At 58.3% G+C, this 15,457-nt stretch carries 13 protein-coding genes and 1 pseudogene; 11 read left to right on the top strand and 3 right to left on the bottom strand.

The window, feature by feature from the left end; translation table 11 throughout:
* Positions 1-6 precede the first annotated feature (6 nt).
* The 11 genes from rfbA (at position 7) to KFO72_RS18990 (ending at position 11,440) form a co-directional block, all read left to right on the top strand.
* A complete protein-coding gene (gene rfbA, locus KFO72_RS19040; RefSeq protein WP_225032772.1) occupies positions 7-900 on the top strand; it encodes a glucose-1-phosphate thymidylyltransferase RfbA in 894 nt (297 codons plus the stop codon).
* Entirely contained in the window at positions 885-1,436 is a 552-nt protein-coding gene (gene rfbC / locus KFO72_RS19035; protein ID WP_225032764.1) for a dTDP-4-dehydrorhamnose 3,5-epimerase, read from the top strand. Before rfbA ends, rfbC begins: the two co-directional genes overlap by 16 nt.
* Positions 1,433-2,326, top strand: a complete 894-nt coding sequence (gene rfbD, locus KFO72_RS19030) for a dTDP-4-dehydrorhamnose reductase (protein WP_225032763.1) — start codon at positions 1,433-1,435, stop codon at positions 2,324-2,326. Before rfbC ends, rfbD begins: the two co-directional genes overlap by 4 nt.
* 19 nt (positions 2,327-2,345) lie before the next feature.
* A complete protein-coding gene (locus KFO72_RS19025; RefSeq protein WP_051454170.1) occupies positions 2,346-3,182 on the top strand; it encodes an ABC transporter permease in 837 nt (278 codons plus the stop codon).
* Positions 3,172-4,554, top strand: a complete 1,383-nt coding sequence (locus KFO72_RS19020; RefSeq protein ID WP_225032762.1) for an ABC transporter ATP-binding protein — start codon at positions 3,172-3,174, stop codon at positions 4,552-4,554. The genes KFO72_RS19025 and KFO72_RS19020 overlap by 11 nt, the downstream gene beginning before the upstream one ends.
* Positions 4,554-7,817, top strand: coding sequence for a methyltransferase domain-containing protein (locus KFO72_RS19015; protein ID WP_082624852.1), 3,264 nt, complete (start codon positions 4,554-4,556; stop codon positions 7,815-7,817). The genes KFO72_RS19020 and KFO72_RS19015 overlap by 1 nt, the downstream gene beginning before the upstream one ends.
* The gene (locus KFO72_RS19010; protein ID WP_036003198.1) at positions 7,810-8,856 is read left to right on the top strand and encodes a dehydrogenase; all 1,047 of its coding nucleotides are present in this window, start codon (positions 7,810-7,812) and stop codon (positions 8,854-8,856) included. The genes KFO72_RS19015 and KFO72_RS19010 overlap by 8 nt, the downstream gene beginning before the upstream one ends.
* The gene (locus KFO72_RS19005) at positions 8,853-9,434 is read left to right on the top strand and encodes an SIS domain-containing protein (protein ID WP_036003201.1); all 582 of its coding nucleotides are present in this window, start codon (positions 8,853-8,855) and stop codon (positions 9,432-9,434) included. The genes KFO72_RS19010 and KFO72_RS19005 overlap by 4 nt, the downstream gene beginning before the upstream one ends.
* The gene (locus KFO72_RS19000; RefSeq protein ID WP_225032761.1) at positions 9,431-10,135 is read left to right on the top strand and encodes a nucleotidyltransferase family protein; all 705 of its coding nucleotides are present in this window, start codon (positions 9,431-9,433) and stop codon (positions 10,133-10,135) included. Before KFO72_RS19005 ends, KFO72_RS19000 begins: the two co-directional genes overlap by 4 nt.
* Before the next feature lie 2 nt (positions 10,136-10,137).
* Positions 10,138-10,689 carry a D-glycero-beta-D-manno-heptose 1,7-bisphosphate 7-phosphatase gene (gene gmhB / locus KFO72_RS18995; protein ID WP_225032760.1) on the top strand — a complete coding sequence of 184 codons (552 nt, stop codon included), beginning with the start codon at positions 10,138-10,140 and terminating at the stop codon, positions 10,687-10,689.
* A 67-nt stretch (positions 10,690-10,756) separates the two neighbouring features.
* Positions 10,757-11,440, top strand: coding sequence for a class I SAM-dependent methyltransferase (locus KFO72_RS18990; RefSeq protein WP_225032759.1), 684 nt, complete (start codon positions 10,757-10,759; stop codon positions 11,438-11,440).
* A 133-nt stretch (positions 11,441-11,573) separates the two neighbouring features.
* On the opposite strand, the pseudogene tnpC reads toward KFO72_RS18990, so the two are convergent.
* The 3 genes and pseudogenes from tnpC to KFO72_RS18975 form a co-directional block, all read right to left on the bottom strand.
* A pseudogene (gene tnpC, locus KFO72_RS18985) lies at positions 11,574-12,653 on the bottom strand (IS66 family transposase); the annotation flags it as partial.
* A gap of 69 nt (positions 12,654-12,722) precedes the next feature.
* A complete protein-coding gene (gene tnpB, locus KFO72_RS18980; protein WP_098016042.1) occupies positions 12,723-13,016 on the bottom strand; it encodes an IS66 family insertion sequence element accessory protein TnpB in 294 nt (97 codons plus the stop codon).
* Between the two features lie 561 nt (positions 13,017-13,577).
* Positions 13,578-14,789 (bottom strand): acyltransferase family protein, encoded by a 1,212-nt coding sequence (locus KFO72_RS18975; protein WP_051454171.1) that lies wholly within the window; start codon positions 14,787-14,789, stop codon positions 13,578-13,580.
* Positions 14,790-15,457: the final 668 nt, after the last annotated feature.

The following is a 15,457-nucleotide window of genomic DNA, read 5'->3' as shown; positions in this document are numbered from 1 at the left end:
GGAACGATGGTGCGCAAGGGCATTATTCTCGCGGGCGGCTCGGGCACCCGGCTGTATCCGATTACGCACGTCGTATCGAAGCAGCTGCTTCCCGTGTACGACAAGCCGATGATCTACTATCCGCTATCGACGCTGATGATCGCGGGCATTCGCGACGTGCTGGTCATCTCGACGCCGCAAGATACACCGCGCTTCGAAACGATGCTCGGCGACGGCAGCCAGTGGGGCATGAATATCCAGTACGCGGTGCAGCCGTCGCCGGATGGCCTTGCGCAGGCTTTCATCATTGGCCGTGAGTTCGTCGGCAACGATCCATCGGCGCTGATTCTCGGCGACAACATTTTCTACGGTCACGATCTCGCGAAGCAACTGGAACGCGCCAATGCGCGCACCGACGGCGCGACTGTGTTTGCGTATCACGTGCACGATCCCGAGCGTTATGGCGTGGTCGAGTTCAACAAGCAATTCCACGCGCTGTCGATCGAAGAAAAGCCCGCCAAACCGCGCTCGAACTATGCAGTGACGGGTCTCTACTTCTACGACAATCAAGTTTGCGATATTGCTGCCGATATCCAGCCTTCGGCTCGCGGCGAGCTTGAAATCACCGACGTGAATTCGCGCTATCTGTCCCAGCAGAAGCTGGACGTCGAGATCATGGGCCGTGGCTACGCGTGGCTTGACACAGGGACGCACGATTCGCTGATCGAGGCTGCCACGTTCATCGCGACGCTGCAGAAGCGCCAGGGGCTGGTGGTCGCGTGTCCGGAAGAGATCGCGTACCGCCGCCGATGGATCGACGACGAGCAGTTGCAGAAGCTTGCGAAGCCGCTTGCCAAGAACGCGTACGGCCAATATTTGCTCAATCTCTCGAAGGACCAAGTTGCATGGCCATCACGGTAATCGCCACGGCACTCCCTGAAGTCAAGATCATCGAGCCGAAGGTATTCGGCGATGCGCGCGGCTTCTTCTATGAAAGTTTCAATGCGCGGGAGTTCGCGGAAAAGATCGATGGCAGCGTCCAGTTCGTGCAGGACAACCATTCGCGTTCGGCGAAGGGCGTATTGCGCGGTCTGCATTATCAGATCGAGCATGCTCAGGGCAAACTCGTGCGCGTCGTTGGCGGTGAAGTGTTCGACGTTGCCGTCGATATGCGCAAGAGTTCGCCGAACTTCGGCAAGTGGGTCGGCGTCGTGCTGTCGGCGGAAAATCAACGGCAATTGTGGGTGCCAGCCGGTTTCGCGCATGGATTCTGCGTGACCTCGGAAAGCGCCGACTTCCTCTACAAGACGACCGACTATTGGTTCCCCGAGCACGAGCGCAGTCTGCTTTGGAATGATCCGGCGCTTGGCATCGAATGGCCCGTCGTCGGCACGCCTCAGGTTGCGGCGAAAGATGCGGCCGGGCGCCCGCTGAGTGAAGCCGAGGTATACGCGTGAGAATTCTTCTGACGGGTCGCAACGGACAGGTCGGCTGGGAACTGCGGCGCGCGCTGTCGCCTCTCGGCGACGTGATTGCGTGCGACCGCGAGCGCGCCGATCTGTCGAAGCCCGAAACGCTGGCGCAACTCGTCGCGGACGTGCAACCGCACGTGGTGGTGAACGCGGCGGCTTACACGGCAGTCGATAACGCGGAGACGGACGAGGCGCTTGCGCATCGGGTGAACGCGGAATCGGTCGGAGTGCTGGCCGAAGCGGCACGCAAGCATGGCGCTTTGTTCCTGCATTATTCGACCGACTATGTGTTCGACGGCACGGCCCGCGAGCCGTATCGCGAAGACGCCGCGGTTGCGCCGTTGAATGCATACGGCCGTACCAAGCTTGCCGGCGAGCAGGCCATCGCAGCCGCGGGCGGCGACTGGCTGACGCTGCGTACCACGTGGGTCTACGCAACGCGTGGCCGCAACTTCCTGCGCACGATGCTGCGTCTCGCCGCCGAGCGGGAAACGCTGCGCGTGGTCGCGGACCAGATTGGCACGCCGACACCGGCGCGCATGATCGCTGATCTGACGGCGCATGTCGTTGCGCAGGCTCAACGCGAGCGCGCGGCTGGCAGTTTCCGTTCGGGCATTTATCACATGACGGCAGCGGGCGAGACGTCCTGGCATGGCTTCGCCAGCGCGATCATCGATACCGCCCGAGCCTCAGGCAAAGTGCCCGTGCAAACGACCAGCGTGGAGCCGATTCCTTCCGACGCTTATCCGACGCCGGCTCGTCGGCCCCAGTACTCGGTGCTCGACAACGGCGCCTTCGATCGGCGGTTCGGTTTGACCCGGGCCGGCTGGCAAGATGGCCTCGCCTTGGCACTCGACGATCTCTTCTCGCTTTAATCCGGCGTCACATTCGAATATGGACACCCCACTGGGAACAACGAAACGGCTGGCGCATCCGCTCGCAGTCGTTTATTCGCTCACCAACAACTGGCCGCTGATCGTGCAGTTCGTCAAGCGCGAGGTAGCGGGCCGCTACAAGGGCTCATTCCTCGGACTGTTCTGGTCGTTCATCACGCCACTGTTGATGTTGAGCATCTATACGTTCGTGTTCGGCTTCGTGTTCAAGTCGCGCTGGCGTGCGGAATCGACCTCGCATATCGAGTTCGCGGTCGTGATGTTCGTTGGCGTGCTGTCGCACAACCTCATTTCCGAATGCCTTACACGCGCGCCAATGCTCGTTGTCGGTAATCCGAACTATGTGAAGAAGGTCGTTTTCCCGCTCGAAACGCTGCCGTGGATCGCGATTGGAACGGCACTGTTTCACATGCTCGTGGCATTCCTCATTCTGCTTGTCGCAATCTTCGTGTGGCAGGGACATATCCCATGGACGGTCGTGTTCGTGCCCGTCATATTGCTGCCGTTCGTCGTGCTGATTGCGGGTCTCGTGTGGTTCCTGGCGTCGTTCGGTGTGTTCATGCGCGACCTGGGGCAGGTGATGGGCATCGTTTCATCGCTATTGATGTTCATGGCACCTGTTTTCTATCCGCTGAGTTCGGTACCGCCGAAGCTGCAAGCCGTGATCATGCTCAATCCGCTGACTTTCGTTATCGATCAGTTCCGTACTGTCGCGATCTGGGGCGGTCAAGTCAATTGGGTCGGATTGCTGATCTATTCTGTCGTTGCCTACGTGATCGCCTCGCTGGGGCTGCTGTGGTTCCAGAAAACGCGTAAGGGGTTCGCTGATGTGCTCTGACAGCGTCAAGCAAACGGCTGTCGAGGTACACGGCCTCGGCAAGCGTTACGAAATTTATGCGGCGCCGCAAGACCGTCTGAAGCAGATGGTCTTACCGCGCCTTTCGCGGCTCGTCGGTCGTGAGTCGAAAGAGTATTTTCGCGAGTTCTGGGCGCTACGCGACGTCAATCTGAAGGTTGGCGTCGGCGAGACGGTGGCGATCATCGGTCAGAACGGATCGGGGAAGTCGACGTTTCTGCAACTGGTGTGTGGAACGTTGTCACCGACGCAGGGTGAAGTTCTGCGGCGTGGGCGTATTGCCGCGCTACTCGAACTGGGCGCGGGCTTCAACCCCGAATTTACGGGCGAAGAGAATGTATTCCTGAGCGGGATGCTCTACGGGCTGACGGAAGCGCAATTAAAAGAGCGTTACAAGTCGATTATTGAGTTCGCCGAGATCGGCGATTTCGTGTCGCAACCTGTCAAGACGTATTCGAGCGGGATGTATGTGCGTCTCGCGTTTGCGATTGCCGCGCACGTTGATGCCGATGTGCTGGTCGTCGACGAGGCGCTGTCTGTCGGTGACGTACGCTTTACGCAGAAGTGCATGCGATTTTTGCGGGAGTTCCAGAAGAACGGGACGCTGCTGTTCGTCAGTCATGATGTCGGCGCGGTGACGAGCCTGTGCTCGCGCGCGGTCTGGCTTGATCGCGGCTCCGTGCGGCTGGATGGGCCAGCAAAGGAAGTCGTCGAGGCTTATCTGGCCGAGCAGCATGTGCTGGATCGGAAAGCGCAGGGTGTGACGGTGACGGCAGCCAAGGCGGAACGTGCGCGGGCGAAGATGGCCCAACTTGATGTGATCGACCAGCGGGCCGAACAGCTAAAGGGCAGTAATTCGATCAAGCTGTTCGAGTTCGACGCGGATGCTCATTCCGGTTCGTTTGGTGCAGGCGGAGCCACTATTTCGAACGTCGCGATGATTGATCAAGACGGGCAGGCTCTGCAGATGGTCGAAGGCGGCGAACTCGTCACCTTGGATATCGCGGTGGACATTCACGCCACGTTATCGGGCCTCATTGTTGGCTTCTATCTGAAGGACAGACTGGGTCAGAGACTGTTCGGGGCGAACACGCACCTTAGCCACGAGAATGCTATCGAAGGCGAAGCGAGCGATCAGATTCACGCTTCGTTTCAGTTCCGTATGCCTTATTTGCCGATTGGGGCTTATTCGTTCGACGCGGCGGTCGCGTCAGGAACGCAACAAGATCATACGCAGCAACAATGGGTACATGACGCTCTGCAATTCCGGGCCATTGAAAGTCCATTTAGTCATGGGCTGATCGGTATCCCAATGCTCAAGATCAGCGTAGAGAAAGAGAGGTCAATCGTCTGATGGAATTCACTGGTGAACGCTATATACCGACGGAAGCCGGCGACATCCGCTACGAACATTGGCACCGCTATGGATGGGCCGCGCAGGCGCTGAAGGGCCTGAAGGTACTCGATATCGCGTGCGGCGAAGGGTACGGCTCGAACATCCTGTCGAAGTACGCTGAATCGGTAACGGGCGTCGATATCTCCGACGAAGCCGTCGAACACGCGACGGACCGCTACGGGCACGTTGCGAATCTGTCTTTCCGGCAGGGCAGCGCCGCGGAAATTCCGCTGCCGCACGCGACATTCGACGCTGTAGTGTCGTTCGAGACGCTGGAGCATCTGACGCTGCACGAGGAAATGTTGTCGGAGATTCACCGCGTTCTGAAGCCGGGTGGATTCCTGATTCTGTCGTCGCCGAACAAGAAGGTCTATTCGGACGACCGCAATTTCCACAACGAATTTCACGTCAAGGAACTGTACTTCGACGAACTGGATGCGCTCGTCAAGCGCCATTTCGCTGCCGTCAAGTATTACGGGCAACGGATGGCGACGAGTTCGATCATCCTGCCGACGGAAGGCTTCGATGCGAACTATTCTGCGCTGACGCTCGACGGCGATGTCGTTGACGGGCGCACGCCCCATCTCGATGGGGTGATGTACTTTCTGGCCGTGTGTTTCAAGGAAGGCGGCGCGCTGCCACAACTGCATTCGTCGGTGTTCTTCGAACAAGGCAGCGATCTCTATGCGCGCCAGGAAGAGGTCATTGCATGGGCGACGCGGCAAACCGTCGAAATCGAAGCGCGCGACGACGTCATCCGCAAGCTGCAGGCTGAATTCGAGGAGCGCACGCAATGGGCGCTTTCTCTCGACGCTGAATTGCAGGGCCTGAAGGAGTCGATGACCAACCGCGTGCCTGGCCAGGTTCACGCTATTCTGAACCGCCGATTCGAAGGCATGCGCCACGAACTCGACGAACTCCAGGAGGCCATCGGCGTACTCCAGGCCGAATTGGTGGCGATGCACAATTCGACCTCGTGGCGAATTACGCGTCCGCTGCGCGGCGCCGTACGCGTTGCGCGCGGCGACATTGGGCCGTATGTGCAGAAACTGCGCCCATACGCCAAGCGCTGGGGTTACACGGCATATCGCACGCTGCCGTTCAGCCCACGTGTCAAGGCGCGCCTCGCTGAAATGGTGTTCCGCGTTGCTGGCCCGCTGTTCGAAGGCGTCGTCTATTACGAAACATGGAAGCGCAAGGGCCAGCCCTTGCCGCAGATTCTTGGCCGCGGCCCCATCGCGATCGAGAAGGCCGACGAAGTCATCGCCGGTTTGAGCTTGCCCGAAGTCGCGAACCCGCGCGTATCGGTGATCATTCCGACGTACGGAAACCTGCCGCACACGCTGTCGTGCGTGCGTTCGATCGCCGAGCATATGCCGGCCGTGCCGATCGAAGTGATCGTCGCCGAAGACGTGTCGGGCGACGCGAACATACTGCGCATGAAGCAGATCCCGGGCGTTCGCTTCATCGAGAATCCGAAGAACCTGGGGTTCGTGCGGTGCTGCAACTACGCGGCGACGCATGCGCGCGGCGAGTACGTCTTTTTCCTGAACAACGATACGGAAGTGACGCCCGGCTGGCTCGACACGATGCTCGCGGTCTTCGAATCGCGCGAGGACTGCGGCATGGTCGGCTCGAAGCTGGTCTATCCGGACGGGCGCCTGCAGGAGGCGGGCGGCATTCTGTGGAAGGATGCGTCCGCGTGGAATTACGGACGTCTCGATGACGCGTCGAAGAGCCGCTACAACTATGTGCGCGAAACCGACTATGCGTCGGGCGCGTCGCTGCTGATCAAGCGCGATTTCTTCGACAAGCTGGGTGGCTTCGACGAACTGTACGTGCCCGCGTATTGCGAAGATTCAGACCTTGCGTTCAAGGTGCGTCAGGCGGGCAAGAAGCTCTATTACCAGCCGGCGTCCGTCATCGTTCACTACGAAGGCATCTCTAACGGTACGGACACGGCTTCGGGCGTGAAGGCGTATCAGGTCGAGAACCAGAAGAAGTTCCACGAACGCTGGCGTAGCGTGCTGGAATCGCAGCATTTCGACAACGGAACGAACGTTGCGGCCGCATCGGAGCGCTCGGCACACCGGCAGACCGTTCTGATCGTGGATCACTACGTGCCGCAACCGGATCGCGATGCCGGTTCGCGCTCGGTCGTCTGCTTCATCCGCGTGTTGCTTGAAATGGGCCTGAACGTAAAGTTCTGGCCGCAGAACCTGTGGTATGACGAGGCCTACGTACGGCCGCTGCAACAGATGGGTGTCGAAGTTTTCTACGGCCCGGAGTTTCTGGACGGCTTTGATGCCTGGCTGGAAACCACCGATCTCCGGCTCGACTATGTGCTGCTGAATCGTCCGCATGTCAGCGAATCGTTTATCAAGCCGTTGCGCAAATTCCGGCCTAACGCCAAGCTGCTCTATTACGGCCACGATCTTCATTTTGCGCGCCTGCAAAAGGAATTCGAGGTGTCCGGCAATCAGAAACTGCTGCGCCAGGCTGAGACCGAAAAATCGCGAGAAATGGCCATCTGGAATGCTGTGGATGTGGTCTATTACCCGTCGCAAGCGGAGACCGACACAGTGCTGCAGATGGCGCCCAAGGTTAACGCGCGCACGTTGCCGCCTTACTTCTTCGGCCGTCGTCCCAAGCTCGATACAGCAGAGAGCCTTGTCGAGCGCAGTCATATCATCTTCGTGGCGGGCTTTGGCCATCCGCCGAATGTGGATGCCGCGAAGTGGCTGGTGGGGGACATCCTGCCGCGCATCCGTGCGGCCGTGCCCCACGTTCATCTGATGCTGGTCGGATCCAATCCCACCGACGAAGTGAAGGCGCTCGCTGGTCCGTCCGTCAATGTGACTGGTTACGTTAGCGACGAACGTCTGGCGGAACTGTACGATCTGGCGCGCGTGGCGATCGTACCGTTGCGCTTCGGCGCGGGCGTGAAGAACAAGGTGGTTGAAGCAATGAACTTCGGTACGCCGCTTGTGACGACCGAGGTCGGCGTGCAAGGCATGCCTGGCCTGGACGCGTTCCTGCCGATCTCCGACGATCCCGCCGTGCTGGCCGATTACGTGATCGAACTGTTGCACAATGACGAGCGCTGGTTCGCGGTGTCTGACGCGGGGCGCGAGTATGTCGCGGCCAACTTCTCGAGCGACGCGATCCGCGCAGTCTTCGCACAGGACATGGACAGAAAGGTTGAATCAACACATGGCTAACACTTACATACCCGGAACAGTGCGCGCCCGCGCACCGCTGCGATTGGGCCTCGCTGGCGGCGGCACCGATGTGTCGCCGTATTCCGACGATTTCGGTGGCCTCGTTCTGAACGCCACGATCGACAAATTTGCCTACGCGACCATCATGCCGCGCGACGACGATACGATCGAACTCGTTGCTGCAGACAATTCGATCCAGTGGTCGGGCGCTTCGAGCGCGAAGCTCGAACTCGTCAAGGGACTCGAGTTGCATGTTGGCGTTTATAACCGGATCGTCCGCGACTACAACGACGGCCGTCCACTCGCCGTCACGGTGACGACGCACTCTGAAGCGCCGCCGGGATCGGGGTTGGGTTCTTCGTCGACGATGGTGGTCGCGCTCGTGCATGCGTTCGCTGAATATCTGCAGATCCCCTTGGGCGAATACGATATCGCGCATCTGGCGTATGACATCGAGCGTGTCGATCTCGCCTTTGCGGGCGGCAAGCAGGATCAGTACGCGGCGGCGTTCGGCGGCTTCAATTTCATGGAGTTCTATGGCGATCGCGTGATCGTGAACCCGTTGCGTATCAAGCAATCGATTCGCGCCGAACTCGAATCGTCGCTGGTCCTGTTCTATACGGGTGTGTCGCGGGAGTCCGCGAAGATCATCCAGCAACAGACGGATAGCGTGAAGAGCGGCAACAACACGTCGCTCGACGCCTTGCACCGTGTGAAGCAGGAAGCCACTCGCATGAAGGAAGCGGTGTTGAAGGGCGATTTCGCCAGCTTTGCCGAATCAATGCGACTGTCGTGGGCATCGAAGAAATTGATGGCGACGAGCATCAGCAACTCGAGCATCGATGCGATCTATGACGCCGCGATTGCGGCAGGCGCGCTGGCGGGCAAGGTATCAGGCGCCGGTGGTGGTGGGTTCATGATGTTCGTCGTCGATCCGACGAAGCGCCCGAACGTGATTCGCGCGTTGGAAAAATTCAATGGCCAGGTATTTACCTGCAATTTCACCGAGCACGGTGCATATTCCTGGAGGACGCAATGAAGGACACTATTCGCACGGAAATCTCGAAGGCAATCGAAATCTTCAACGCGATTCACGCCGACGACGCACTGCTCGACAAGGTTGCCGGCTTCGCGCAAACGATCGTTGACGCACTCAACGCGGGTAACAAGGTGCTGATCGCCGGTAACGGCGGTAGTGCGGCTGACGCCCAGCACATCGCGGGCGAATTCGTTAGCCGTTTTAACTATGATCGTCCGGGCCTGCCGGCATTCGCCTTGACGACGGATACGTCGGTGATGACGGCAATCGGCAACGACTACGGCTACGAGAAGCTGTTCTCGCGCCAGGTTCAGGCAGTCGGCAGGAAGGGCGACATCTTCTGGGGCATTTCGACCTCGGGCAAGTCACCGAACGTGCTCGCCGCAATGCACGAAGCGCGCAAGAACGGCCTTTACGTGGCCGGCTTCACGGGAGCGAGCGGTAACGCAATGGCTGAACTGGCTGACGTTTGCATTGAAGTGCCCTCGCGCGAGACGCCGAAGATCCAGGAAGGTCACATCCTGCTCGGCCATATCGTGTGTGCGCTCGTCGAATCCAGCATTTTCCCGCGCACATGATTCCGGCAATCGTTCTGGCGGGCGGCCTCGGCACGCGGTTGCGTTCGGTCGTGCCCGATCTGCCCAAACCGATGGCGGAAGTGGCGGGCAAGCCGTTTCTCTGGTGGGTGCTGCGGCGTCTTGAGCAGCAGGGAATCGGTGACGTGTACCTGTCCGTGGGCTACAAGCGTGAAGTGATCGAAGCGTACTTCGGTGCAAAGTTCGGTACTTTGAATGTGCACTACGTCGTCGAAGACGAGCCGCTCGGTACAGGCGGTGCGATCGCGAAGGCGTTCGATGTAATCGTCGGCGACGAGGCATACGTGCTCAATGGCGACACGATGACGATCGTCGAGTTTGCCGACCTGCGCTCGGCGGCCGCGTCCGATGTCGATCTCACGATGGCGGTTGCCAAACTCGACGACGTCGCACGGTATGGCGCAGTTGTTTTCGATGCCACGTCGATGCGTCGCGTGACGGCTTTTCGCGAGAAAGGGCAGACGGGCGCCGGCTTCATCAATGCGGGCGTGTATCTCGTCAAGCGTGAGGCGCTGAAGCGCTATCCGTTGCCCGAGAAGTTCTCGTTCGAGCAGGATTTCCTGCATGCCCATCTCGCTGATTTGCGCGTGAGTGCAGTGCCGGCCGTGAGCCAGCTAATCGATATCGGTGTGCCGGATGATTATGCGCTAGCGCAAACGCTCGTGCCGGAAATGGTGGCGTGACGATGAGCGCGAAGAAGCGTGCGCTGTTCCTGGATCGCGATGGGGTGATCAATGTCGATATTGGTTATCTGCATCGCAAGGAAGATTGTGTTTTCTTGCCGGGGATATTTGAGCTGGTGCGTCGCGCGCGCCGCGCAGGATTCGATGTGTTCGTCGTGACGAACCAGGCGGGGGTCGCTCGCGGGTATTACACCGAGGAGACGTTCGCCGGGTTCACGGAATGGATGCTGGAGCAGTTTGCTGATGAGGGCGCGCCGATCACGCAGGTTTATTACTGTCCGCATCATCCGGATGCAGGTACGGGCGGCTACAGGATCGCATGCGACTGCAGGAAACCTCAGCCGGGCATGTTGCTTAGGGCAGCGCGGGAACATGATGTCGATCTGACGGAATCTGTGATGGTCGGTGATTCGCTCACCGATATGCAGGCGGCCAGAGCGGCCGGTGTAGCGCACCGATTTCTTTTGGGTGAAGCGCCTCAAATTTTCAATCACGACGACCATATGTTGATCAGTGAATTGAGCGAAGTGGCGGCCAGTCTTCACTGGCTGTAAAGATAGTTGGATTATTGAACTGCGAAGTTTGAAACGCGGCGCAAATGCGGCGCGACAAGGGGTTACGATGAAATGCAGCGTGTGCGGCGGCGAGAGCTTTAGTTCCAAAACGGTTCTTTGGGGCGAACTTGTCGATGACTGGCAATTGTCGAGCACGGAGGCGGCCTATGTGAACCGCCAGCAGGGAGAGACATGCAACACCTGCGGCTCCAATCTGCGCTCGATCGCGCTCGCCAACGCGCTTCGCGCGGCAATGGGTACAGATTCGCTACTGAACGATTTGCCAACGCTCAAGCAAACACGCAACGTTGCTATTCTGGAGATCAACGAAGCGGGCAGTCTTAGCCCCGTGTTGCGCAAATTTCCGGGCTATGTTTTCGGGGCGTATCCAGAGGTCGATATGCACGCGATACCGTATGCCGACGCCACGTTCGATATCGTTGTGCATTCGGATACGCTTGAGCACGTGGAGAATCCCGTGCATGCATTGGGCGAATGCCGGCGGGTATTGAAGCCCGGCGGCGCGCTGTGTTTGACCGTGCCTGTCATCGTGGGCCGCATGACGCGAAACCGGCAAGGGTTGAAGAAGAGCTACCACGGCAACCCCTCGACTTCCGGATATGACTTTGTTGTCCAGAGTGAGTTTGGCGCGGATGCATGGACTTATCTGATGGAAGCGGGGTTTGATAACGTGAAAACTTTTGCGGTCGAATATCCGGCTGCTACTGCATTCCTTGCGTGCAAAAGTTAGCCGGCCCAGATGACCGTGAACTGTAAGCTCGGCAAACCCGTCTTGACGGGTGGAGCTACCTTCAGATAGGCGTGCGGGTCGTGCCCGTTGAGTTGTGCCGAGCGTATCAGGCTCATGATGGCGGCAGCGCGTTGGCGATCCGGCTGCTGTGATTGGCGTGCAGATCGAAGAACTTGCGCCTCGCGTGCGCCGCGCAGCCAATTTCAGTGATGCCTTGCTGAAATTCCGCCTTGTACCCGCTGTAATCGTCGCAAACCAGCTTGCCCTGCCAGCCGGCAAGGAAAGTGCGGGCGTGTTCGCCCGCACGACTGTTGGCGAACTCATAGACCACGCCGCGCAGTGTGCTGAACTGCGCCGGTGTATACGCCCAGAGGTAGGCCCGGTGCGTCTTGCCCGAGCCAGGACTGAGCATCTGCACCGGCGTCTCGTCTGCGTGCAGCACACCCTGTTGCAGGATTTCCTAATGGAGCGCGTCGACCAGCGGTTGCAGCTGCACGCCGCACATGCCGACCCAGGCGCCTAGTGTCGAACGCGGTATCGCGAGACCTGCGCGCGCAAAGATCTGTTTCTGACGATACAGGGGTAAGTGATCCGCGTATTTGTTGACCAGCACCGACGCCAGCAGTCGCGTGGTGGGGATACCCTTGTCAATGACGTGTGCGGGCACCGGCGCCTGAATCAGCGTTTCGCAGTTCTTGCACACCCACTTCCCACGGATATGCCGCTCAACCGTGAAGACGCCTGGCGTGTAATCCGGCTTCTCGCTGATGTCCTCGCCTATCCGTACACGCTCGCAGCCACACTGGCACACGTTGCTATCGGGTTCGTGATGGATCTCTGTGCGCGGCAGCCGTGCTGGCAGCGCTGCGCGTTTAGGCTGCTGGCGCGACGGGTCGGTGGGAGTGTCCGGCTTAAGCTGTTCGAGTTCCAGTTCGATGGCGACCAGATCCGCGTCGATCGCTTCATCCAGCAGGTTCATCTGCTCGCTGCCCAACTGTTCGCTGCGCCGGCCGAACTGCTGGCGCTTCAGGATCGAGATCTCATGAGTCAACTGGTCGATACGGGTCTGCCGGTAACGCAGTTCCCGTTCCTTCTCGTCGACCTCCCGGGTCTTGTCCTGAAGTTCCCGTGCTCTCTGCTGGACCTAGGCAATCAGCTGCTCTGCAAGCGTGCGCAACTGTTCCGGGCTGAGGACGTTGGGATCGGCGGGCAGGTTCATGCAGGCAAGTCTGCCAGAACCCCAGACACCGTGGAAGCGCAACAGTTTACGTCCCTGATGACCTCATACGACGCGGATCACATCGTTCGGGCCGATGCGCTGCCACGGCAAGCCGACCATGAGACCTGCGAGTTGTTCCTGCGTGAGCGCATGATGCTTCTTTTCGCTACCAGAGTAAGGCCACACGAACTGCCCCTCATTCAGCCGTCGCGACGCCAGCCAGATGCCGATACCGTCGTGGACCAGCACCTTCAGGCGGTTGGCCCGCCGGTTGGCGAACAGGTACGCATGGTGCGGGTGCGCAGCACCAAACACCTCGACGACACGCGCCAGTGCCGTATCGAAGCCGGCGCGCATGTCCAGCGGATCGACCGCCAGCCACGCTTCATCAATGCGGATCACGCGAGCCACTCACGCAGCCAGGCGGCGCATTGTGCTGCCTATGATGTCGCCCAGCTAACCGTTATCGACTGATCTCCACGATGAATCTCGATTCGGATCAGCTACACGGTACCCGAGCAACGCATACACGCCAAACGGCCGAGGTCGACCTAGCCAACCATTCGACGTCCTTATTCTCTGCACGAGTTCATCGGCCTGTGAATCTGAGCGAGAACTCCCGCGATTTACGTGCCAGATTGTTTGCGATTCTCGCTGATACTAACGACCTCTTGCGCCGCGGTAATGCTGACGTTTCCTCAAACTTAGTCGTTAATGTAGCGAGCGTGTCGAAACATCATTGCACCCCATCGACATCGCGACGGCTGCTGTCCTCCATCGGGCGCTGAACTGTCCAGGTCGTGAGGCCCGAGCGTCATGATGACTTTCACTTCGGAGTGAGTTCGCCCGAAATGCGATTGGTCGGAGACGGGAAAAGGCAAATTCAGTCGATTCCGTTCGTAACCGAATTCCGATCCTTTATGCATCCTCCTTGATCGACCGTACGGCGGATAGGGCGAGAGGTTCGTCAATACAAGTCCTGTGTGAATTCTGCATACGCCTCGCAGCGACACGCCCCCGCGCACGCAGAGGGGCTTCTATGAAGCGGAAGTTCAGTTCCGTTGCAGAGATTAGAATCGCTAGATAAGTTACTAAAAACCTCAGCGTGTACTGGCCACCAAACTGAGTAGTGAGTGGTACTAAATGCCGCCAGATCGCGATCGTTACGAACATCGCGAGACCATGGATCAAATAGAGGGCAAATGAACGGGTGCCGATCCACAAGAAAATGCTCTTGAGTACCCTATTTCGGATGAAGTAGTTCTGATTGAACGACGCTGTAAAAACCAATGCTGCAGACACCAAAGCAACCATTCCCGTAGAAAAGGGCACAGGATTAATTTTTCCATCCCAGTTCGAAGGCAAACCTGCTAGCAGGAACAACATCAAGGCCAAGAACGCAGCCGAGATCCACCGCTTCTTTAGAAACGTTGGTTCAAGCAATCGATATATGTGACTTGCGCTGAATATTGCAATCAGAACGCCAAGACAAATGGCGTCCGTCCGAATTACCCAACCAAACGACCAGACGGTGCGAGGTATGAATATCTGAACGATTACAGCAGCAATCATCAGATACTTGAGGTTCTTTCGAAGTACGAAGAACGCAATCGGCAGCGCTAGATAAAATTGCTCTTCGAGCGACAAGCTCCACCATGGAGCAGCGCCTCCGCATTCGTTTGCCAAATGGTTTACTTGACAGTGCCAGAAGTGAAAGTTTGCAACCTGCATGACCACGGTAACGAAGTCAGCCAAGTTGCTTGTAAGATGGCCAAACATATGCGACTTGTGGAACACGACGCCTAGGATCGTGATAACTAGGACCCAAAGCCATGATGTGGGCCAGATCCGATAGACGCGACGAATCCAGAAGGCGAACACGGAACGCCAAAACTTTTCGTCACCGTCCGCATTTTCCAGTCGGTGAAGTAAATCACGGGCGATGACAAACCCAGAGATCGCGAAAAACAGATCGACTCCGGTCCATAGGCCAAAGTACTGATCGACGGTGTAAAGGGTGTCGTTTCCCCAAAAAAACAGCGACTTAACATGTCCGATGATTGTGTAGAGCACTGCGAAGGCGCGCAGGACTTCAATGTCGTCGATGCGGGATCCCTGTGGGTCGTTCATGTGATGACTTGTTCATTAAATGTTCGGCCCGCGCATTATATACAGGCTTGAAAGAGTCGGAGATTTGTAAAAATCAGCGCATTGTGGCGCGTGTCCCGACGCACGCAGTCTGTGTAAGGCCCAGCAAGAACAGACCACAGCCGCAGTTCGACAATCGACTACGGTCGCCCATGGAATCGTCCGACCTCACGGATACGCCTAAAAGATGAGTTCCGCTACGAGTCGTTCTGGGAATCGGTCCGCACGACGTGAGGACCTGATGGCACAACCTGGATCCGTATGAAACATACGCGCCAGTTCAATCACGTCAGGTGAAAATGGTGCAGCACTTCTCTCAAAATTCAGATTCGATGGTTCTGCGTTCTGCTATATGGCAACAAGGATCTGATCCCGGAGCGTGGAGAGAGCGTTGTATCGATTCGTGATAAACGACTATCGGCAACCCGGGGGAAGGCGCCAGAAAATTGCGGCCGAAAGTATAGAGTGGTCGGCAACGGCGGATCGGCCGACAGGACTGTGCGTGAAAACGGCGTCATACAATCGGATAGCTTTGTACTCACTCGATTATCACGAGGCCTGGCTGACTCGACACTTTGAGCGCTTCGGGGTGTTTGGCAACCTAAGCTATGGGGTGGCGTACGGATGCAATCAGGGGGGCGGAACTCTAT

This window comes from Paraburkholderia sp. XV (genome assembly GCF_020177535.1).
Classification (GTDB): domain Bacteria; phylum Pseudomonadota; class Gammaproteobacteria; order Burkholderiales; family Burkholderiaceae; genus Paraburkholderia; species Paraburkholderia caribensis.
The sequence above is the reverse complement of the archived record's forward strand: the minus strand, read 5'-3'. Positions and strand labels throughout refer to the sequence as shown.